21 protein-coding genes are annotated in these 22,018 nt (G+C 39.7%); 3 read left to right on the top strand and 18 right to left on the bottom strand.

Annotated elements, in window-relative coordinates:
* The first annotated feature begins 52 nt into the window (after positions 1 to 52).
* The gene (locus BM271_RS05625) at positions 53 to 781 is read left to right on the top strand and encodes a class I SAM-dependent DNA methyltransferase (protein ID WP_046791110.1); all 729 of its coding nucleotides are present in this window, start codon (positions 53 to 55) and stop codon (positions 779 to 781) included.
* Positions 782 to 832: 51 nt separating this feature from the next.
* Here BM271_RS05625 and BM271_RS05620 read toward each other — a convergent pair whose 3' ends face one another.
* From BM271_RS05620 to BM271_RS05595, 6 genes are read right to left on the bottom strand one after another with little or no spacing between them, the layout of a single operon-like run.
* Positions 833 to 1,183, bottom strand: a complete 351-nt coding sequence (locus BM271_RS05620) for a PTS glucitol/sorbitol transporter subunit IIA (RefSeq protein WP_046791583.1) — start codon at positions 1,181 to 1,183, stop codon at positions 833 to 835.
* Between the two features lie 21 nt (positions 1,184 to 1,204).
* Entirely contained in the window at positions 1,205 to 2,221 is a 1,017-nt protein-coding gene (gene srlE / locus BM271_RS05615; protein ID WP_046791111.1) for a PTS glucitol/sorbitol transporter subunit IIB, read from the bottom strand.
* Positions 2,222 to 2,231: 10 nt separating this feature from the next.
* Entirely contained in the window at positions 2,232 to 2,783 is a 552-nt protein-coding gene (gene srlA / locus BM271_RS05610; protein WP_046791112.1) for a PTS glucitol/sorbitol transporter subunit IIC, read from the bottom strand.
* Positions 2,767 to 3,240 (bottom strand): transcriptional regulator GutM, encoded by a 474-nt coding sequence (locus BM271_RS05605; protein WP_046791113.1) that lies wholly within the window; start codon positions 3,238 to 3,240, stop codon positions 2,767 to 2,769. Before BM271_RS05605 ends, srlA begins: the two co-directional genes overlap by 17 nt.
* A gap of 2 nt (positions 3,241 to 3,242) precedes the next feature.
* Positions 3,243 to 5,123, bottom strand: a complete 1,881-nt coding sequence (locus tag BM271_RS05600) for a BglG family transcription antiterminator (RefSeq protein WP_046791114.1) — start codon at positions 5,121 to 5,123, stop codon at positions 3,243 to 3,245.
* Between the two features lie 34 nt (positions 5,124 to 5,157).
* Complete coding sequence (locus BM271_RS05595; RefSeq protein WP_046791115.1) at positions 5,158 to 5,952, bottom strand: SDR family oxidoreductase; 795 nt, start codon at positions 5,950 to 5,952, stop codon at positions 5,158 to 5,160.
* Positions 5,953 to 6,398: 446 nt separating this feature from the next.
* Between BM271_RS05595 and glnA the strand changes: the two genes are divergently transcribed.
* Positions 6,399 to 7,733: a type I glutamate--ammonia ligase gene (gene glnA / locus BM271_RS05590; RefSeq protein WP_046791116.1), complete on the top strand. Its 1,335-nt coding sequence runs from the start codon at positions 6,399 to 6,401 to the stop codon at positions 7,731 to 7,733.
* Between the two features lie 63 nt (positions 7,734 to 7,796).
* Here the strand turns inward: glnA and BM271_RS14655 are convergent, their stop codons facing one another.
* On the bottom strand, positions 7,797 to 7,997 hold the full coding sequence (locus BM271_RS14655; RefSeq protein WP_420806929.1) for a hypothetical protein: 201 nt from the start codon (positions 7,995 to 7,997) through the stop codon (positions 7,797 to 7,799).
* 487 nt (positions 7,998 to 8,484) lie between these two features.
* Between BM271_RS14655 and BM271_RS05585 the strand changes: the two genes are divergently transcribed.
* Positions 8,485 to 9,666, top strand: coding sequence for an ABC-2 transporter permease (locus BM271_RS05585; RefSeq protein WP_046791117.1), 1,182 nt, complete (start codon positions 8,485 to 8,487; stop codon positions 9,664 to 9,666).
* A gap of 1,117 nt (positions 9,667 to 10,783) precedes the next feature.
* Here BM271_RS05585 and tkt read toward each other — a convergent pair.
* The 11 genes from tkt to BM271_RS14495 all read right to left on the bottom strand — a co-directional run bounded on the left by tkt (position 10,784) and on the right by BM271_RS14495 (position 21,916).
* Entirely contained in the window at positions 10,784 to 12,820 is a 2,037-nt protein-coding gene (tkt, locus tag BM271_RS05580) for a transketolase (protein WP_143544909.1), read from the bottom strand.
* A 76-nt stretch (positions 12,821 to 12,896) separates the two neighbouring features.
* Positions 12,897 to 13,949: a galactitol-1-phosphate 5-dehydrogenase gene (locus BM271_RS05575; RefSeq protein ID WP_046791585.1), complete on the bottom strand. Its 1,053-nt coding sequence runs from the start codon at positions 13,947 to 13,949 to the stop codon at positions 12,897 to 12,899.
* Entirely contained in the window at positions 13,927 to 14,139 is a 213-nt protein-coding gene (locus BM271_RS05570; RefSeq protein ID WP_046791118.1) for a hypothetical protein, read from the bottom strand. Before BM271_RS05570 ends, BM271_RS05575 begins: the two co-directional genes overlap by 23 nt.
* Positions 14,140 to 14,234: 95 nt before the next feature.
* Positions 14,235 to 15,266 carry a zinc-binding dehydrogenase gene (locus BM271_RS05565; protein ID WP_046791119.1) on the bottom strand — a complete coding sequence of 344 codons (1,032 nt, stop codon included), beginning with the start codon at positions 15,264 to 15,266 and terminating at the stop codon, positions 14,235 to 14,237.
* Between the two features lie 27 nt (positions 15,267 to 15,293).
* Entirely contained in the window at positions 15,294 to 16,553 is a 1,260-nt protein-coding gene (locus BM271_RS05560; RefSeq protein WP_046791120.1) for a galactitol-specific PTS transporter subunit IIC, read from the bottom strand.
* 69 nt (positions 16,554 to 16,622) lie between these two features.
* Positions 16,623 to 16,901, bottom strand: a complete 279-nt coding sequence (locus tag BM271_RS05555; protein ID WP_046791121.1) for a PTS sugar transporter subunit IIB — start codon at positions 16,899 to 16,901, stop codon at positions 16,623 to 16,625.
* A 13-nt stretch (positions 16,902 to 16,914) separates the two neighbouring features.
* A complete protein-coding gene (locus BM271_RS05550; protein WP_046791122.1) occupies positions 16,915 to 17,385 on the bottom strand; it encodes a PTS sugar transporter subunit IIA in 471 nt (156 codons plus the stop codon).
* Between the two features lie 21 nt (positions 17,386 to 17,406).
* Positions 17,407 to 19,458: a BglG family transcription antiterminator gene (locus tag BM271_RS05545; protein ID WP_046791123.1), complete on the bottom strand. Its 2,052-nt coding sequence runs from the start codon at positions 19,456 to 19,458 to the stop codon at positions 17,407 to 17,409.
* A gap of 276 nt (positions 19,459 to 19,734) precedes the next feature.
* Positions 19,735 to 20,946, bottom strand: coding sequence for a PDDEXK-like family protein (locus BM271_RS05540; protein ID WP_052749912.1), 1,212 nt, complete (start codon positions 20,944 to 20,946; stop codon positions 19,735 to 19,737).
* Between the two features lie 162 nt (positions 20,947 to 21,108).
* Entirely contained in the window at positions 21,109 to 21,762 is a 654-nt protein-coding gene (locus tag BM271_RS05535) for an SDR family NAD(P)-dependent oxidoreductase (RefSeq protein ID WP_234960456.1), read from the bottom strand.
* Complete coding sequence (locus BM271_RS14495) at positions 21,719 to 21,916, bottom strand: hypothetical protein (protein ID WP_234960454.1); 198 nt, start codon at positions 21,914 to 21,916, stop codon at positions 21,719 to 21,721. Before BM271_RS14495 ends, BM271_RS05535 begins: the two co-directional genes overlap by 44 nt.
* Positions 21,917 to 22,018: the final 102 nt, after the last annotated feature.

The following is a 22,018-nucleotide window of genomic DNA, read 5'->3' as shown; positions in this document are numbered from 1 at the left end:
CCAATACATTGTAAATACTATATTATATTAATCATACAGGGGGGATCAGTATATGAAAAACAATTATGACGACAAGGAAGTTTTTGATAAATACATAGTTTTGAGGGACAATCCGCTCAGTTACAACGAAGTTGTTGAAATGCCGGAGATGAAGCGCAATCTGCCGGAGCTGAAAAATAAATCCATTCTGGATATCGGCTGCGGCATGGGACATCTCATAGAACATATGATGGAATATGCACCGAGAAAAATCACGGGTGTGGATCTTTCCACCCGGATGATCGATTACTGTTTGACTAAGGAATCATTCAATGATGCAGAATTTAAGCATGGAGACTTCATGGATATTGAATTCGATCAGAAATTTGATGTTGTCGTCTCTTCATTGGTTTTCCATTATATAGAAGATTTTAATTCACTGAGCCAGAAACTCGGAGACATTATGAATAAAGACGGCACCCTCCTGTTCTCGATGGAGCATCCTATAGTCACAGCAGGAAAAACACCTGAAACCACGCCTCGGAATATAAAGCTGAAGATGGACCACTATTTTGATGAATCCGAACGCACTATGTACTGGAGAGGCCTGGACAACACAATCGATAAGTATCATCACACAGTAAGCACCATCTTCAACAACCTGATACAGAATGGCTTCGTTGTAGAAAAGGTGACAGAACTCGGACAGACAAAAGAAGTGTTCGAATTATACAGTGAAGAGAAAATTGAAAAGCTGAGCCACTATCCGCCGTTTATAATGATCAGAGCCAGGAAGGAATAATTAAAAAGCACTTCTTTCATCTAAATGAATGAAAGAAGTGCTTTTATAAATTTATTGTATCGTTAGTACACTATTTTCTTTGATTTTCGGCATTCCTTTATCTTCAAGATAAAGTGTACCCGATTGGTCTGCGGTTACACTACCATCAAATTTTAAAGTGATGTGTCCCAAATCGTTTAAATTCTTACGAACAGCTGATCCCACTTTGGTAATTTCATACTCAGTTTCATCGACTTTTAGCATACTTTCTTCTGTTATATCACCTTTCACTTCATTAATATCAATGATATAGCAAAAATCTACAAGTTCATCCGGTGCGTTATTGCCAAAAAGTATCACCATTTTTTCCTCTTCAAAAGCCGAAGCTTCTGTACCAATTCCTTTGACTTCAGTTTGATAAATCATTAAATTACACTCCTTGTATTATTCGTATAAACCGAAACTGGCCAGCCAGGCGACGAACACCCTTGGCGCCCCGTTCAGGAACCTTGAGTAAAGTACGGATGGCACACCAACTTCTATCGTTTTTGTCTCTGCTTCTGCCAGGCCTAAACCGACCGGTATGAAGTCAGCAGCGTTTTGTGTATTGATTGCAAACAGTGCCGGTAATGCCAAATTAGGCGGGATATTTCCTTTACCTATTTCAACACCGATTAACGTTCCCAAAACCTGACCAATTACTCCGCCAGGACCAAGCAACGGACTGAGAAAAGGCAGGGAACAAACGAAACCAATTATCATCAATCCCCAAATATTGCCGGCTAAAGGAGACATTACATTGGCAAATGCATCACCTATTCCAGAGCCTTGTATGATACCAATCAATAAAGCCACAAATCCCATGAATGGAATTACTGTGTGCAGCATCGTCTGTACTGCGTCTCTTGCTGCCTGATAGAATGTATTAATAACTTTACCTGCACCCAAACCTATCTTGGTCAGAATGCTTTTATTTTCCTGCTCAGCACGTGTTTCCATAATTTTTTTATCTTTAGAATAAACCGAACCAGCTTCCGTTTGTTCAATCTCTACGCTTTCTTTTTCAGTTACTTCACTTTGCTCCTGAGAATCTTCTCCATTTTGACTTACTTGATTGACATCGACATTTGAAACATAAATATCTTCTGTAATATATTGTCTCAATGGACCACTTTGTCCCGTTGCCATTATGTTGATTGTAGGAATCCCTTTTTTAGGATAGATGCCGCAACGAAGTGTCCCGCCGCAATCAATAACTGCTGCCATTATTTCATCTTCCGGAACAGAAGTTTCAAATCCATTTACTGGAGTAGCACCAGTAATTTCACATATTTTATCTACAATTTCCGGTTTATGGCCACCAGTAACGTACATTAATTTATCTTTCTTGCCCTCAACACCTATAAAAAGAGGTCCACCAAAACCACCGGAACCTTTTACTATTTTTGCTTTTTCACTCATGTTACTCACCTCAGCTTTCCAGTTTTACTTCTTTGCTTAATTTCACGCCTTGCTGTTTTTCAACGTAGCTAGTGGTCAAGTCTGTGACCCACCCCCCGATGAAGTTCATAACTAATCCGACAAGAAGATACCTGACAGCCAGATCGGTCATCGGCAGACCTAACTGTTGGATACCGCTTGCAATCCCCAAGAATATAAATAGTTCCGCCGGGTTGATATGCGGGAATATACCGTTACTCGTATGTGCAAACTGTGCTGCCGAGGCGAAATAACTTGGCTTATACTTTTCCGGCATGAATCTGCCTAAAGAGTGCACCATCGGATTGGCCAGCATAAATGAACCTAAGAATGGCAGAACCATATATCTTAAAAGGGGGTTGCTGGCTGATTTCTGAGCAATTTTGTTAATTCGATCCTCACCAATCAATTGAATAATCGTGTTCATCGCAATAAGCAGCATCAGAACCAAAGGAACTATGGTTGCCATCCATTCCATGAAAACATCTGCCCCAGTTTGAAATAGATTTATAAACCCTTCCGCTAAACTAACTATTATATCCATTCTTTTTTCCTCCTTTGTTCGTAAACATGCTATTCACTCTGTTGACTGCCTGCATCATAGGCGATGGTATTTTCTCTACTTCTCCGCCGCTCTGAATAATATTGAATGTTCTTTTGGCGTCCAGAATTGCGTTTCTCAATAATTTGTTATGCTTAGTTAAATCAGCATTCTCTAGCTTTGCGACTCTTTTCCCTTCAAGTCCACTCAGTGCTTTAATTTTGCTAAAAACTGTAACGCCCTGCATATATTTTGCTTCTTCGATTCTATCTTTTTCATCAATCTGCAGGAGAACTAAAGTACCTGATTGAAAAATCGTCGGCTTCCTGCCAATAACCACTCTGCCTTTACTCCTCAAATCAATATAGTTTTTTGTAAAATGTTTAATTTGGATCATACCTAGGAAATATTGAACTCCAAATCCAACAGCTAATATAATAATCAGCATGATTATAAACATGATTATTTCCTCATTTCTTGATTCAGAATATGCGCAAGCTCGCTGAATCTGGTATTATTTCTGATTCTATCCATTAAATAGTCATTGGTCGCCAATGACAATATTTCTTCATACAGACGGATTAATACAGCTTCATTTACATTATTTTCTGGTATTGCCATCAGTATGATCAGCTTTAAATCTTCGTAGTCTTTCAAAGACTCATCAAGAATCGCTATTTTAATTTTGATTTTCTCAAGTGTATGAACCGCATGGGGAAAGCCTAAATTGTTATTGATAGTCGGTTTGTTCTTCTCTTTCATAATGATGCGCTCAATAAATGCCGAATCCACTTCGTTTTCTCCAGTCAACTCATTCGAAAGACTTTTAATAACATCGAAATATCCATGCGTGTGATCAAAATGATGGATATCTTCCTCAGATAAATAGTCAAAGAGCATACTTTCATTGAATAATTTAATATTGTTTACGTCTTTATAAATTAGGAATTGTTCTATTTTAAGTTTAAGCAGCTGTCTGTCTAATATGTCTTCAATATAAATCACTTTATTGAATAATCTATTTGTTTGAGTAGTCGATAATATCAAATCATGAACATCCATTATTTTTTCATCAACTTCTTCAAGGTTAAAGGTTGATATTTCAACCCCATCTTTGAGAATTTGCTGCAAATTCATTTTTAGTATTTTCGAAGTACTTAATCCCTGATTTGTTATTATGGCTACTGAGTTGATGTCTCTCATTTTTTGTTCAAGTTCATCTAGGAAAATACTGAAATATATTGAGAGAAAGTCCAATTCATTGATTGGCACCTTTACTTCTATTTCCTTCTCGATATTCTCTGCCAGCACTTTTGACAGCTCATACGCAAAAGGAAAACGTTGCTGAACATCACCGATAGATTCGTTACTGATTTTGACATCGAAAAGCAGACGGTCGATTAAATATTTTAGATGCAGACGTATGTCTTTACTAAAAAGGTTTTTATTTATCTTTATAGTGAAAGTTTCGTTAATATCATCAATCGTATTATCAATCAATCTTTGGATGAGTGAATCATCATCTTTATCTATAACCTCATCTATAACTGATGCTCTTCTGCCGAGTAACTGAAGAACAATCAGGAAAATTTCATATTTGGGATTCTCTATGTTGAATTCCTTTTGAAGATAGAAGGCGAAGCCATCAAAATTCTGATAGTCTTTTGACTGGAATATTTGGTTATCGATATTCAAATTTTCATCAACATGATACGCTTTCCGCAACCTGTCCATAGTCACTTTTGCAGAAGTTTCTAACCTCATATAAGTGTCAGAATCCAATTTATACTGTTTTTTTATATCACTGAGATATTCAAAAACGTATTCCGGCAGCATGATATCTTTATAATTATTAGGAAACTGTTCCACAAGAATTTTGCGAATTTTAAATTCACTTCCACTTAAAGATAGACCAACATTTGGTTTCCCCCTGATTTCAACATTGTATTTCCTGACAATAGTTTTAATTTCAGTAATTATATTTTGAAGAAGACTCTTACTCAGATATAATTTTTCTGAGATATCATCGATCGTACTTACGTCATTGTTTATCAGAATTTGAAAAACATCTTCTATTCTTTTCTCTGTTTGCTCATCATTTTGTTTGATTCTAGTGCGCAGTTGCTCCAAATCTTTTATAAAATTTTTTTCATTGAACACTGTCATAGTGTAACGACCATGTTTCTTTGTAATGTGGAGTACGCCTCCAAAAACTTCATTGATCTGTCCTGCATAATTCGACAAAGTACGTTCAGAAATATTTATATTATGAGATAACTCTTGGATGGATATATTTTTGAGAAGGAGTACATCTATTATTTTCAAATGATTTTTATTCAACACAGAAGCACCCTCCTTTACTCGAAATTCAACTATATTATCCCCTTGATTTACCACCGGATATATTTATAGTTGTGCCTGTGATATAACTGGATTTTTCAGAAGCAAGATAACACACAAGATCCGCGACTTCTGTCAATTCCCCGACTCTGCCAATCGGAATTGATTTGGAGTAATCGCTGTTTAATCCTTCAACAGTAGTATTTCTGGAGTATGCCAGTGCTTCTTCATAAGCGGCTGTCCTCAAGCCCGTTTCTTCCAGTATTCCAGGTGCAATTGCCACAACTCTTATGTTGTGTTCACCCAGTTCCTTTGCCCAGCTCCTTGTAAATCCAATCAAAGCAGCTTTGGTAGCTGAATAAATACTTTGTCCTTGCGATCCTTCCTGACCAGCTTCACTTGAGACATTTATAATAACACCATGCTGTTGTTCAACAAACTGTCTGGAAACTTCCCTACTGAATAATACAGGACCTTTCAGATTTACAGCGAACATAAAATCAAGATCCTTCATGTTAATTTCATACTCTGGTTTCTCACCTCTGACATCAACCAGAACTCTTGGAAGGTTGATTCCTGCATTATTTATCAGAACATCTATTTGCTTTTGCTCATTTACAATTTGTTCTACAGTATTTTTTACATTCTCTTCCTGTGTTACATCTGTCTTTAGATAATGATAATTATTATGATCAATCGGGTTATCTTTCATATCAGCATTATAGACAATCGCACCATTTTCTAATAAAGATTCTAGGATTCTCCTGCCGATACCAGAACTCCCACCTGTAATTACTACTACTTTTTTATCAATATTCAGCCAATTCGTCATCTATGTTTACCTCCTGTTTTGCTTCATTATTTTCTCTTATTCCATTATAGTTAAAAGCGTTTACACAATTAATTTATGATTTTGTGCACATTGATGAAAAACGATGATTAATTAAAAATTCATTTTCTAAAGCCTGGAAGATGATTTGAAGGTCATAATATAGTTATTTAAAACATTTGTTTCCCGGTTGAAACGATTAGGAGCATGGGACTTCTGGGTTCATCTTTCATTTCTCGAAAGTAGTAGTGTCATTTCAAACCATTGTTATCATAAAATATAGTAACAGTACAAGTTCTTCTAAATCCTTTATTTCCCATTCATTTTTCAATAAATTTAACATAAAATGTTTATAAGACCCGAAACAGGCTAATGGGTATATAAGTATTTGTGCGTCTTGAAGTTTTCGACGTACAATACCTTCAATAATATAGGGGCGTGTTTATGATATGGATGAATATACAAGGGATGATATTTTAAGGATTGCTGAAGCAGAGAATGTGAGGTATGTCAGATTACAGTTCACCGATATTCTGGGAACTATTAAAAACGTGGAGATTCCGACGACTCAGCTCGGCAAGGCTCTGGATGGGGAAATGATGTTCGACGGTTCCTCCATCGAAGGGTTTGTCCGGGTGGAAGAATCTGATATGTATCTCAAACCTGATTTCAACACTTGGAGGATTTTCCCTTGGTCGGATGATAATGCAAAATCCGCACGATTAATCTGTGATGTTTATGATATTAACGGAGAACCTTTTGACGGGGATCCGAGATCGAATTTGAAAAGAGTCATAAAAGAGATGGAAGACATGGGTTACACTTCCTTCAATTTGGGACCGGAACCGGAATTCTTCCTCTTTAAGTTGGATAATGAAGGCAATCCGACAACGGAAATGAATGATGAGGGCGGCTATTTCGACCTTGCACCGATTGATACAAGTGAAGATTGCCGGAGAGAAATCGCAAGAACGCTTGAAGAGATCGGTTTTGACGTGGAGATGTCGCACCATGAGGCCGGACCGAGCCAGCATGAAATCAGCTTCAAGTTCGCAGATGCCGTTACTGCCTGTGATAATATCCAGACATTCAAACTAGTGGCTAAAACAATTGCGAGAAAGCATAATATGCATGCGACATTCATGCCGAAGCCACTATACGGCATCGCGGGTAACGGCATGCACTTCAACGTTTCATTATTCAAAGAAAATACCAACGTTTTCTTTGATGAAAATGACGAGTTCGGACTGAGCGGAGATATGAGACACTTCATGGCAGGCATTCTTGAACATGCCAGAGGATTCACTGCCGTCTGCAACCCGCTCGTCAACTCATATAAGAGGCTCCAGTCAGGGTTCGAAGCGCCGAAGTACATCGCATGGAGCGGCAGAAACCGTACACCGCTTCTCAGAATCCCTTCAGCCAGAGGACCGGCAACGCGTGCGGAAGTAAGATCACTTGATCCATCCGCCAATCCCTACCTTGCGACGGCAGCGGTATTGAAAGCGGGCCTAGACGGCATCAAGCAGGAGATGGAACTCGATACGCCGGTAAACCAGAACATCTATAAAATGAGTAAAAAAGAAAGAGAAATCGAGAATGTGGAAGATCTTCCGACTACATTGTATACGGCCTTGAAAGCACTGAAGGAAGACGGCGTCATCCAGGAAGCCCTCGGCGAACACATTTACAAGCAGTTCCACAAGAACAAAACGGTTGAATGGAACATGTACAGCTCTCAGATTTCACAATGGGAAATCGACGAGTATCTGAAAAACTATTAACATCAAAAACAGGTTGCAGAAGCTCAAGCTTCTGCAACCTGTTTTTATTTGTCTTTTCATATGTCACGAAAATAAAACTTCAACTTCACCTAAATTTTCAAAAATAGCCTTAAAATGGTTGCCGCTTTCAACACCCACCGCTTTTGTCACTATATGTGCATCCATATAGAATGGACCCACATTCACTTTTCTGACCGGCTCTTCTCCATCTTCTCTATATCCTTCTTTGTCCTTCGTCCCCGTAAAGAAACTGCCACCCGGGATTTAAATCTTTTCATTGGCTGGTGCTGTCTTTACAGATGACAGGTTGTTTTCTGTAAAATCTGCTTCTTGCAGAGAATCAACTTCCATTTCCACGATGTCATTACGATTCATACTGCAGCAATTTGATGTCTTGACATGTCCCATTTAAATCTTCTCTCCTTGCCCTTTTCATATTTTTAAATTTGCGCGCAATACCCCTTTTTATAAGCGCTATCAAAAGAATCTATAATTTTTATTAGCTATTAAAAAATATACCGATGTAAAATGAAATTTTACACCTATTATCAGTATTAAAATTCATATTACTTTAACACTTTATATATATTAAATAGAAATCGCCACCGGTTAAGCCGTCAATTTGAATAATTTATGCATACTCATTGCAGATATGGGGCATATAAATAAAAATACGGATTGATATGATTTTTATAAAAAGCGGGTGGAGCCCGATCATTCTGGAACCAGCAACAGGAGGGAGCTTATAACTATGGCTGTGAAAAACGTGGCACTCATTACAGCACCCGGTCTCGCAAAAAGGCTTGGCGATGACCTCAAGGAGGAACTGCCGGCGATGCTCAGTTATTACATCAGTGAAGAATACGAATGGCATGTGGAACTCCATGAAGATCCTCTAACCGGCGGGACGAATAATTCCACGGAAGTGCTGGAATCTGCACTCAAAAGGAAAGACAACGCGGGATGGGATTATGCAGTTGCCCTGACAGATCTGCCGCTCTTCGAGGAAGAAAAGCCAATTGTCGCCGAAGTGTTCAAAGACAGGGATGTCGCTCTCATCAGTTTTCCGGGCTTCGGTGCCGTGCCGATGCACAAAAGGGTACGGGAAGCCATTCTTCAGCTGATGAATGAAATTCATTTTGGCAGTTCGGATGCAGACCGGGAGGAAGCGCAACAGCGTATCCGCTCTAAGGACAACCGATATGATGATCTGAAGAATAAAAAATCCACGAGACTCGTCGGTAAAAGAATGATGGAGATTGTCTCTCCGATGAAGCGGGAGACACCTGGAGAGAGCGATCCTGATATCGTTGTGCGCTTCACCTTGAAGTCACGCATTACCGGGCTCATGCGCGTCGTCTCCGGCATGGTCTATGCCAACCGGCCATGGGAGATGTTTGCCGCTTTCGGGAAGATCCTCGTCATCGCATTCACAACAGGCGCCTATGCCTTTGTATTCGGAACATTATGGCAGCTTAATACAACATACAGTATCGGACGGGCGGTTCTGATGATGATTTTTTCAATACTTGCCCTTACCATTTGGATCATTATGGGGCATGGACTGTGGGAGAAGAAAAGTGAACAGAGCACCAATTTCATCAGGAATCTGTATAATGCGACGACATTCTTCACACTGCTTATAAGTGTCGTCATGTATTACGTCATCCTGTTCACTATGTTCGTGATCTGGACACTCTTTCTCCAGCCACCGGCCCAGCTCGAGATCTACACTTCCGAACCCGTCGGTCTCGCCACCTACTTATATACGTCATGGATCGGCGCGAGCATCTCCACAATCATTGGTGCGCTTGGTTCTTTCTTCGAAAACAAAGAAGTCGTGCTCAACAGTACCTACGGCTACCGCCAGCAGCAGCGCCATGAAAAGATAGAAGAATTGAGGGAGAAGGAGGAAGAGGAGGACAAGGAATGAGATCCTGAATTATAACATGAGAGAGACTTAGGTGTTGCAAAACTACTGGCATTTTTCAGACCACACGATTTCAATACCTGAAAAAATTTAAGCATGACAGGAACAGCACTCTTTTCAAGTCTGTTACGGTAGTCTATTACAGACGCAGAATTTATGATTGAGGTCGGGTTCTCAGCACAAGAGGATATATAGCAAAATTAAACAACACTCATCGGGAATTAAGCTGATGAATGCTGTTTAAATGTATTGTTTATCATTTATAATTCTTTACTGTGCTCGCAGTCTCCATCAATCACAAATTCTGACACAGTGGAGTAACTTGATTCATACGCTGCAAGGTATAGTACTAAATTGCTCACTTACCCATCCGATTTGCTTTTTCGTGATAAATATTTTTTCCAGTTCATCGTTGTAATCATGAATAATAAAACATAACTTCTCCGCTACATTTTTACCACAGGATGACAGAAACTGTTCCAGTCAGTGCCATTCTCCATACGTCCCACTATAATCAATGGAACGCAGAAAGTTATAACCCTTTATATTACAGAGGTTTTCGTATATTACGATATCTAGGGATATTGAAATCAAACAATGATGAAGCATGCCTCAGAGAAATCCCTTTAGAGAGTTCCCTATAAAAATCAGTGAGGGAGAAAAGAGAATATGAGGATTTTAAGATCCAGCAATAAGCAAGTATTAATACAAGTAATCATGATTATAACTCCATTTCTCGATTCGTTCCTCTCTTTCTTAGTTTATGGTGTTAAGCTCAGTTGCCAAAAATAATGATCAGACCCTACAACAATATTTACTAAAGTATATAAGCAGTTATTTTCATGAGTGAGTGGAAGTAGCCGCTTATTTATATTTAACTTTTCAATTCCACAGAAACCTCCGACTGATTTTTGCGATTGGCTTGAAGTTAAATCTTTATCCACAGTAGCGACCGAAAGTATCGAAAGAGAAAGAACAGAAAAATACGATCACTGACAGTAGCATCATCGACCGTATTTATTTTAAAGCTCTTTTAATTGGAAGAATATTAATCAGATTTTTCTTCGTGTCAACTATTGGATTTTTATCTTAATGATGCATGTTTCAGAAATATAAAGCTCTATACCCCCAACGCGTACTGGGCAACTGATTTAATTGAATTCTCTGTCTGCTTAACAATATTATCTACGGTAAAACCGTATTCTTCAATAACTTTATCGCCTTTTGCGGAAGCTCCGAATTTATCAATTCCAACAGTCACACCATAATCACCAACGTATCTTTCCCACCCCAGTGTGGATGCCATTTCTATCCCTACACGGGCTTTTACTTGTGGTGGAATAACAGTGTATCTATATTCTACATCCTGTGCATTGAACCTGTCCCAGGATGGAAGACTGATTACATTTGTTTCTATACCTTTTTCCTTCAATACCCTATGGGCTTCAATTGCAAGTGGTACCTCTGATCCTGTAGCAATCAATAAAGCATCAGGAGTTTCTTTATCACCTTTTTGGATTATATATCCACCTTTACGTACGTTATCATATCCTGATTCATCAGTGTGTTTCAAAACAGGCAGATTTTGTCTTGTTAACACCAATGCTGTTGGAGTATCTGTGGATTCAAGGGCGAGCCTCCATGCTGCCTGAGTTTCATTTGCATCCGCCGGTCTGATGACAGACAGCCCGGGCATAGCTCTTAATGAGGGAAGCTGCTCTATCGGTTCATGGGTTGGACCGTCTTCTCCTACAGCAATAGAATCGTGGGTAAATACGTATGTTACAGGCATTTTCATGATTGAGGAGAGCCGCACTGCCGGCCGTAAATAGTCACTGAATACAAAGAACGTTCCGCCATAAACCTTCAACCCGCCATGGAGCGCCATGCCATTCAATGCTGCAGCCATTGCGAATTCACGGACCCCAAACCAGATATTCTTTCCCTCATAGCTGCTTTTTGTGAAATCCGCTTCATTTTTAATGTTCGTTTTATTTGAACCTGCCAAATCAGCACTGCCTCCGATAAAATGAGGCACTTTCTCAGAAATGGCATTCATTATTTCTCCTGAAGCTGAACGTGTAGCTACTTCAGCCCCTTCCTTATACACAGGTAAGTTTTTATCCCAATCAGCAGGCAGTTCATTCTGGATTGCCATTTCTAATTCACTTGCTAATTCAGGGTGTTTCTCCTTGTATGATTCAAACAACACATCCCATTTTTCTTCTGATTCGACACCTGGAACTACGATTTTTTCATTGAAATCTTTATAGACTTCTTCAGGAACATGGAACGGTTCGTGTTCCCATTCATAATTTTCTTTAGTGAGCTTCGTTTCATCTTCACCCAGCGGTGCACCATGTGAACTTGAAGACGCAGATTTATTCGGAGAGCCAAAACCAATCACCGTTTTAACTTCAATCAATGTCGGCCGTTCTGTTTCTGTTTTCGCTTCACTCAAAGCTTTCCTTACCGCATCAATATCATTCCCATCTTCAACATGAAGTACCTGCCAACCGTAAGCTTTAAATCGCTGGTCAGTGTTATCGGAAAATGAACGGTTCAAATCACCATCGAGTGAAATATCATTAGAATCATAAAGAACTATTAATTTCCCCAATCCTAGATGTCCTGCCAGTGATGCAGCTTCATGTGAGATACCTTCCATTATATCCCCATCACCAACAAGTGAATATGTATAATGATCTACAACTGACATTCCAGGCTGGTTGAATTTAGCCGCAAGATGTGACTCGGCGATCGCCATACCCACCGACATTGCAAACCCCTGCCCCAGCGGTCCTGTAGTGGCTTCGACACCATCTGTATGATGTACTTCGGGATGCCCCGGTGTTCTCGAACCCCACTGTCTGAATGATTTTAAATCATCCATATTCACATCATATCCGGATAAATGAAGCAAACTGTATAAAAGCATGGATCCATGTCCTGCCGAAAGCACGAAGCGGTCTCTGTTAAACCATTTTGAGTTCTCAGGATTATGATTCATAATATCTGTCCATAAAGCATACGCCATTGGGGCCGCACCCATGGGGAGGCCCGGATGTCCTGAATTTGCTCTTTCAATCGCGTCTATGGACAATGTTCGGATAGCATTAATTGATTTTTGTTCTATAGCAGTGCTGGTAATCACTATAATCCACTCCTTGTATTTTAAAAAAAGGTTTTTCACTTGATTGGGGAACTTCAGTGAAAAACCTAACTTAATTAATCTAGCCGATTTCAGGATAAAACATTACTTTCCCAAATACTTCTTCTCGGTTGATTATTTTTTTGAACGTTTCAGGCCCCTCATGCAAGGATAATCGATGAGAGATGATTGGCTCGACATTAATCTGTCCCGTACTCATGTAATGAAGTGATGCATCCCACTCTTTACCGGGAAACGGCGCAGAAACAGCATTCCATGAACCTAAAACAGTTAATTCATTCCGTACAATTTTCTCAAAATAAAAGCGTTCTATATTAACATCGGCATAAGGAATCCCCATATAGACAACCTTCCCGCCCTTTTTAGGCAAAGCAAGTACTTGCGCAGAAGTAATTGGAGAACCCGCAGATTCTACAGCCAGATCGACACCTGAGCTATTCGTGTGTTTGCCGATTTCTTCATGGGCAGGGGTTTCCATTGAGTTGATTGTGACATCAGCGCCGACCTGCCTGGCGATTTCAAGTTTGGCATCATCAATATCAATCGCATATACTTTTTTTGCTCCAAAAATTTTCGCCCATTGTATCGCAAGCAATCCTATATTGCCGCAGCCCATGACTGCCACTTCAGAACCAGGGTGAATATTCGTGCGATAGAACCCGTGAGCTACAACTGCTGACGGTTCAACCATGGCAGCAGTATCATATTCAACATTATCCGGAACCGGTATGACATTTTCAGCAGGCAATTTTGCATATTCTGCGTATGCTCCGGGATGATATGCTCCCATTACATGAAGGTTTTCACAGCGTGCCAGTTCTCCTTTTTTACAACTCTCACACTTCCCACAATAAAAGGCAGGGCAACCGGCGACTCTGTCGCCCACTTTAATATTCTTGACATCGGAGCCTACTTTAGTAACTTCTCCCGAAAATTCATGACCAAACGTCGTACCTTCAACATATGGTCCCAATTTGTTATACCTGGAAATATCAGAGCCACATATGCCGACAGCTTTAACTTTTATGATCACGTCGTTTGCATTATCCAGTGTCGGCATTGATGTTTCTTCAAATCGTATATCCTGTTTATCATACAGATTTAATGCTTTCACCATGTTTCCCCTTTCCGGCTGGTCGCTTTTCTTCTTTTAAAGAACTACTCTGCTTCTTATTTTTACCGAAAAGAATTTTAAATAGTGCCAAACCAACTATAATCGGGTTGAAAATCATCTGATATTCGAAATAAAAACCTCCGATAGCACGCATCGGTCCTAGCATGAATTCGAGCATTGCATCTACCATTTCTCATCCTCTTTTCTATAAAATATTAGTGATCCAACTTCGTGTTTCATCGGTCAATATGGCTCTTTAAAACTATAGGTTACTTTCAAATCTTTTTAGTCAACAGGTGTCAGAAGTACCTTTATGGCTTCGCCACTCTTGATTTTCTGGTAAGCTTCTTCCCATTGAGTAATATCGTATTCATGCGTAATCATTGCTTTTGCATTTACTTCTCCGGTGTTCATCAATTCTAATGATGGATCCCAGTCGGCCGGTTTCTGGCTTCTGCTTCCCACTACACGTATTTCTTTTTGAATGACTTTCTCCATATCAAAAGAGATTTTAGGTTCTGCAAAAATCCCGACTTGGCAATATTGGCCTTTCTTTCTTAGTAGATCAAGGCCTTGGTGGGTCGCAGGTGCAGCTCCGGAACATTCAAACACAACATCTGCTCCATAGCCATCAGTCAATTCGTTTACCAGTTCTTTAAGATCCTGTTCCTGTATATTCACAACATGATCAATTCCAAGTTCTTCAGCCTTATCAAGACGGACTTTGTCATTTGTCAATCCTGTGATTACCACTTTAGCGCCTCTGCTTTTAGCCACTTGAGCCGTAAAAAGACCAATCGGGCCCGGTCCCATTACAATTACCAGATCATTATCTTTAATATCAGTTTTATATACAGCATGATGTGTACAAGCTAATGGTTCAGTCATCGCCGCTGATTGAAAATCAACATTTTGCGGCAAGTGATGGAGACTGTCCTTTCTTGCTACCAGATACTTGGCAAACCCTCCATCTTGCTGAGTTCCCAGGCCTTTTCGATGGTTACATAAGTTGTAGTCGCCATTTTGGCAGTACTCACACTCGCCGCATATATAGAAAGTAGTCTCTGAAGTTACACGATCTCCAACTTTGAAATCTGTAACATTCTCTCCTACTTCTACAATTTCACCTGCAAACTCATGCCCCAAAGTAACAGGAAAAGCGACTTTATAGTGCCCTTCATACGTATGAATGTCAGATCCGCAAATACCAGCATACTTCACTTCTATTTTGACCTGATCTTTTCCTGGTACCGGTATTTCTTTATCCTGTATTTCAAGATTCCCAAATCCTGGTTCTGTTTTTACTAAGGCTTTCATTATATCTTCCTCCTAATTAGTGAACCATTAATTAAACAAGCTGAACACTTTGAAGATAATCCAGTTAACAATGTTACCGCCTTGGTCGATACTTGAAACTTGAGTTGATCCTTCAGGCAATTCCAAGTCTGCAGATATTGCCATTTCTGTGAAGATAGGTGCCACATCTGTTGCAATATACAATGAAATCGCAATCATGATTGCGCCTGCTATGACAGAGTGAACAATATTACCTCTCGCAGCTCCGACAATGAACGCTACGATAAATGGAATAGTCGCCAAATCACCGAAAGGAAGTAGTGCGTTACCAGGTAAGATAACAGCCATTAACACTGTGATTGGCACAAGTATCAGTGCAGTTGATATAACCGCTGGATGTCCCAGGGCAACTGCTGCATCAAGACCGATGTATATATCTTTGTCTCCGAATTTTTTATTCAGCCATTCACGTGCTGATTCTGAAACAGGCATTAAACCTTCCATCAGAATTTTTACCATACGCGGCATAAGTACCATGACTGCTGCCATCGCCATACCGATTTCAATGATTTCACCGGCTCCATAGCCTGCAAGTGCCCCGATTGCTGCACCAAGGAATAGTCCAATAAAAATCGATTCTCCAAAAATACCGAATCTTTTTTGAATGGAGTCAGGATCTGCATTCCAATTTCTGATGCCAGGTATCTTTTGGATTCCTTTGACAAGGAAAATACCCGGTGCATATGAAATCGTACTGCCGGTTGCAATGGATACACCTGGCAAATCGTAAAATTTACTCATCATTGGCGCTGTCCAGTCAGCCACTTTAAGTGCAACAATCTGGAAAAGAATCGCACCAATTAACCCTTGTATAATGCTGCCTGAAATCGCATAGATCATAGCAGCCATGAATGTATAATGCCAGAAGTTCCAAATATCAACGTTCATCGTTTTGGTGGTTTTAGTTAAGAGCATAACCACGTTGACCACTAATCCAAGTGGAATAATAAACGGTGCAACTGCAGATGCCCAAGCAATAGACGAAGTAGCTGGCCAACCAACATCAATAACATTCAAACTAACACCGAGCCGTTCAACCATTCCTTGTGCAGCTGGACCTAAGTTGTTGACAAGTAGGTCTATAACCAAGAAAATACCAACAAAAGCGACACCGATTGTTAAACCTGATCTAAATGCCTTGCCCGGTTTCTGACCGAAAAACAGTCCTAAAAGAAATATTGCAACTGGAAGAATTACTGTTGCGCCCAAATCAAGAAAACCTTGTATAAAATCAAGAAAACCTTGCATGATGTATCCCCCTAACCCTCATATAATAATTCTCGATTCCCCTGTTCCGAGGAATCGAGTGTATCAAGTCTATTTTTTTAGTTCCTCTAGAATTTGTGCCTTCGTATCCTCAATTCCGATTCCTGTAAGGAAGTTTCTAGCGTTAATTACCGGGAAGTCAAATTCTTTCTGAGTCATTGCTGTAGTTACCAATAGATCTGCTGAATCTGCATAAGCTCCAACTTCAGAAATTTTGACCTGTTTCAAATCAACTTTAATATTGTTTTCTTTCGCTAATTCTTCAACTGCATTGTTTACTACTGTTGAAGTAGCAATTCCAGCTCCACATGCTATCAATACTGTTTTCATTACACTCACCTCCTTAAAATGAAAAGTCTAATTTATTTTCCAATAAATTAACTATTTTTGTTTTGTCTTTCTCATTAGCTAAAAACTTAAGTGTTTCTTCGTTTTGGAAAATTTGCATCAAATTCTGCAATAGATTAAGTTGAGAATCAGCTTTGTCCATTGCCAGCATGAATACAAGTTCAACATCTACCATTTCGTTCGGATCCCCCATAACTCCAAATTCAACCGGTTTTTTCAAAACTGCTACACTGATGGTTTTTGTATTAACATGTTCGACATCTGTATGTGGTATTGCTACTGATACGCCGTTTGTTGGCAAGCCTGTAGCAAATTCTTCTTCCCTCGCGATAACCGCTTCCAAATATGAGCTCTTTATCAAGCCTTTTTCTTCCAAATTACTCGCCATGGCAGTCAAGACTTCTTCTTTAGAGCCTGCCTCTAAATCTAATAGAATGATCGATTCATCAAAATATATGTCCCTCATCTTCCATTACTCCTTCATCTCTTAATCAATTGAATATTTCTGTAATAATGCGTGAATTTTTTCTTTAGATTCCGCATTAAATACTGAATCACGTGCTGATTTAGATTGAGCCAAATCTTTCAATTGTAATAAGGCTTTTAAATGCTGTTGTTTATCAACTGCAGCAATCACTACAACTAAACGGATAATTTCACCAGCAAAATGAATGCCTTCATCAATCTTCAGCAGACTCATAGTAACATCGTTCACCCCGTCTTCAGGGGCCGCATGAGGTATCACAACCCCTTCTCCCATAACGATGTATGATTCATCTTTAGTGTTTTCAGCAACCATCGCCTCCACGTACCTGGGCTCAATATGAGCACTTTCCACAATGGGTACTGCACTTTGACGTATTGCCTCTTCAAAAGAATCTACTGATTTCATGATAGTAATATTATCTATTGTTATTAATTCACTCAGGTTCATTGAAGGTCTTTCCTGATGCTGTATATTACTGGAGCTATAATCGGGATTTATATAATGATATAACTCTTTTGACAACTGGCTTTCATTATCGACAACAGCATGTTTTTTAATAATTTCCAGCATATCTTCTATGCTGATTTCATGAGGGACATAACCATGTACTTCCATCATCACTTGTCTTCTCAAACGTGTCTTTTCTTCTTTTTTAAGATAGGAACTCGCAAGAAAGAGCTGTTTCTCGGTCTTGAGAAACACAGGAGAAAATATGATGTCAAAATCTAGCGTATACTCATAGAATTCCCGAACGGATAAGGAATCAAGAAAAACAAACTCTGGAAATAGTTCTTTCAATTCACTGAACATCAAACGTGATACTGAAACACCTTTAGGACAAACCACAATAGCCTTCACTTTTTCTTCAAGACTTTCGCCTTGTTTCCGCATCCAACCCCCGATAAGCATGGTAAGGTACGCCACTTCATTCTCTGGAATATTCGTTCCAACGAGTCTCTCGAGCGGTTTGGTAGATTGCTTCACCAAATGATAGAGTTCTTTATAATCTTCCATAATCAGATACTCAACATCTGCCGCTTCTGTGAGATGATACTTGATTCGGTAATAAGCAGGAGTTACATGAAGGATTAACTTGTGCAATAGTTCATCTCTTTCATGTAAAGAAATGCATGCAGTCATTTCAAATAAATGCAACATTTCATCCAGCACCTCATCAAGATTAGGAATGCTATCCTCAGTGAGTATTTCTGCCCAGTAGACGTTTGTTGAAAGCAAATGAAGTGTTATAAACAATCTTTCATTCTCAGGAATATCCGAATCATATAAAAGTTCTTCAGCCGCCTGGTATTCTTTTGTATGCGAAATCTCCTTATATTCGATATGAAAAGAGTTTATTGTATTGCCGCTATCAATCCTCCTGAGTACCATCAGCAAATCATATGGCATCATTGCCACTTTTTCATCAGTAAACTTAAGGTTCAGCTGTTTTTCCACTTTTTCAATACGGGATTTCACTTCTTCGAACTCGGCCTCTTCAATATTAACAAGATATTTAATACGGTCATCACCGCCGGTAATTTGAAGCATATTGTCTATCACATTGAATAGAAGTTTCCTTATATAGAATTCTTCACCTTCAATCACATAGCCTTTTATACGCGAATATTTGATGCTTAGATAAAACTCAGAAGCGATCTTCCTGACATGCTTTAAATCATTAAGGATTGTGTTTCTGCTGACATCCAATTCAATCGCAAAATGGTTCAAGGACAATTCTTCTTTACTGCCGATGAGCATCAGTAGAATCATAAAGAAACGCTGTTTTTCAGAGTAAACATTGGACTCTTTAATCTGAAATTCATCTTCATCACTCAAGTTGCTGATGACCGTTTGCTCAATTATGAAATTACCTTGTCTTCCTCTTTCAATTTTTGGGAGGTTTTTGGAAACGAGGAAATCATTTATTTTGTTAAAACTGTATCCAAACTGTCTGCGAGTCAATTTATATTTTTCTTCCAACTCTTTACTCGTGACACTTGGATTTTTCAATAATTCATCAAATAGATTCCCGCTCCGTTCATCAAGTTGCATTCGGTTCCGCCTCCTCTTAATTAAATCTTAACACTATAAAACCAAGTTGTGTACATCATTACAGCACAATAATAAGTGTCTGAATTGTACATCTTTGTGCTTTATTAAAAATTAAGGCGCTGAATGGATATTTTCCATATTAAAAACGGTAAGGTCAAGGGCTACTAAGTTTCATCCGACGGCATACATCTGATGGAACAGCTGGGGATGGACTGATACGGGTCAGCAAGCGAAGAACCCCCTCCTGGAATATTCCGGAAAGGGGGGTCTGTTGTTCTATAGATTTGTGTCATGGTGATTTTCAATAAAAACTGCTTCTATCTCTTCAATCTTATTTTTCAGGAAACTTTTCGTTTTAGTCTCTATTTCCTGCATCACCTGCAGATGATCATTTTCTCTGCCTTCATCATGCTTATAAATATCTGTCAGAAACATTGAACAATACTGAGGGGAAAGCCGTTTACTCAGCCTTTTGAATGTCGATGGGTGATCCAGGGCTGTTTTATGCAGTCTTTCCCGATGTTCGCTGTCTCCCGGTCCGATGACCAATTTCAAGAACAGCTTATCTTTGAAATTTATAAACTCAAATAACAGGATGCGTCCGGATTCCGTCCATCCTTCAGATGTCTTTGCGACATGTTCATCCAGCCTCTTTGTTGTGAACCTGATACATTGTTTATTACTATGGTCCGCAATCAAATCCGGATGACTGTCAATGATTTCAAGAAGTTTATCATGAATACCTTTGTAGATATCAGGTTTATATTCGAATATCAGATCCAGCGCCCGCTTGTGCTTAGAATAGATATCCACGCAGATTTTTTCCAGTTCATTATCTCCCACAATGTTTCTCCTTAGTATACTTAAATATTGTTCAATGAATATCAAACTTTCTTTACTCATGGCATGTCTTCTTACCTTCAGAACCGACTCCAAAAACTCCATTATTTTTTCATAACTCAAACTCAGCCAGTTATCAGTATCACTTGCATCGTCACCTTCCGGTGTCAGATATATGTAGAGCTTCGTATAATCAGGAAATTCACTCTCAATGATTCTTCGGTATTTATTCAGCTGGTGGCTCGATTCTTTGCTCCATATTTTGTTTTCTATGACTAGTACAAATTTATTGGACTTGGAAATTCCCAAAATATCGATATTCGCCCATTCTCTCCTGATAATCATGTCATTGAAATCCTGGAGCAGGATCTCCAGCGGCTTGTAACTGATTGCCGGTTCTTCCCGGCTGTCATGTTTCACACAATGATGGATGACTTTCTTGATGAACCTGTCGTCGAAATTGTGATATTCCGCCGGATTAAGCAGCCAGCCTAATACATTGCTGTGACGAATCTCCTTATGTATGATTCCCAGGACTTCGAATGCATTGAATCCGGACTCACGTTCTTCCAGTTTATCGAGAATCTCAATATCCATGAGAAATTCCTGCAGGGCCTGCCTGTCTTTCTGATATTTTAAATGCTCCATCCGTTTCACCCTCCCTCGCTGTTCAGCATTTAAATTATATACCCGAGCAGCGAGGATAGGTAGATGATTATTTACACCTGGAATTTGTTCTTTGTGCCATTCCTCCGGTTTCCTGAAAATCTCTGCATCTCTTTATAATCCAGCTTCTTGCAAGCGACATATCTAAGGCAGACTCAGCTGCGTCGTCCTGCCGCCGTCCACTGTATAGAGCTGACCAGTAATGAACCCTGATTCTTCGGCTGCGAGGAATGCAACAAGTGCCGCCACCTCTTCAGGCGTCCCTGTACGCCCCACCGGATGGATACGTCCAATATCGCGTCGGAACAAATCCGGATCAGATGAATTGTCTATGAAATCCTGATTCAGCTCTGTATCAATCCAGCCGGGTGCCACCGCATTACACCGGATGCCTTCGCGTCCATGATCTACAGCCACCGACCGGGTCAAGCCATGAATCCATGCTTTAGTAGCGCAGTATGCTGCATGATGGGGATTGGCTGCTATTCCTTCAACCGGGCCTGTATTGATAATGTTCCCCGTTGTTTTTCGCAAATAAGGCAGTGCTGCTCGGATCATCAGAAAAGGTGCTGTGAGATTCACATTTAGATTACTCTGCCAATCTTCTATGCTCATTTCTTCAACCGGAGCTTCCATCATCATGCCTGCATTATTCACCAGTACATCGAGTCGTCCCTTGCTCTCAATGACTTCTGCAATAATGCTTTCCGGTTCCTCAGTGTTCGAAAAATCTGCAGTTATGCATTCAAAATCCTCATTCTTCCTCCGCTGTACGGTGATTACATCCGCCCCCCTCATCTTGAAACCGTTGGGCGATTGCTTTGCCGATGCCTGAACGTCCACCAGTTACGATTGCTACTTTACCTTCAAAGCGTTTCATTTGTCCTGTCATTTCATTTTCCCCTATTCTAATTATCTCCAGGTTTTCAAAGCCCTGATCGAACTTTAACATAGTACTATGCTGGATCATCCAGTTCAAAAAAGAATGCCTCCTGACTGCCGCCGAAAAGCACCGTATAAATAAAAAACCTGAAGCCAGGCTCCAGGTTTCTTG

Origin of the sequence: Salinicoccus halodurans (genome assembly GCF_900114445.1) — a bacterium.
Lineage (GTDB): Bacteria > Bacillota > Bacilli > Staphylococcales > Salinicoccaceae > Salinicoccus > Salinicoccus halodurans.
The sequence above is the reverse complement of the archived record's forward strand: the minus strand, read 5'-3'. Positions and strand labels throughout refer to the sequence as shown.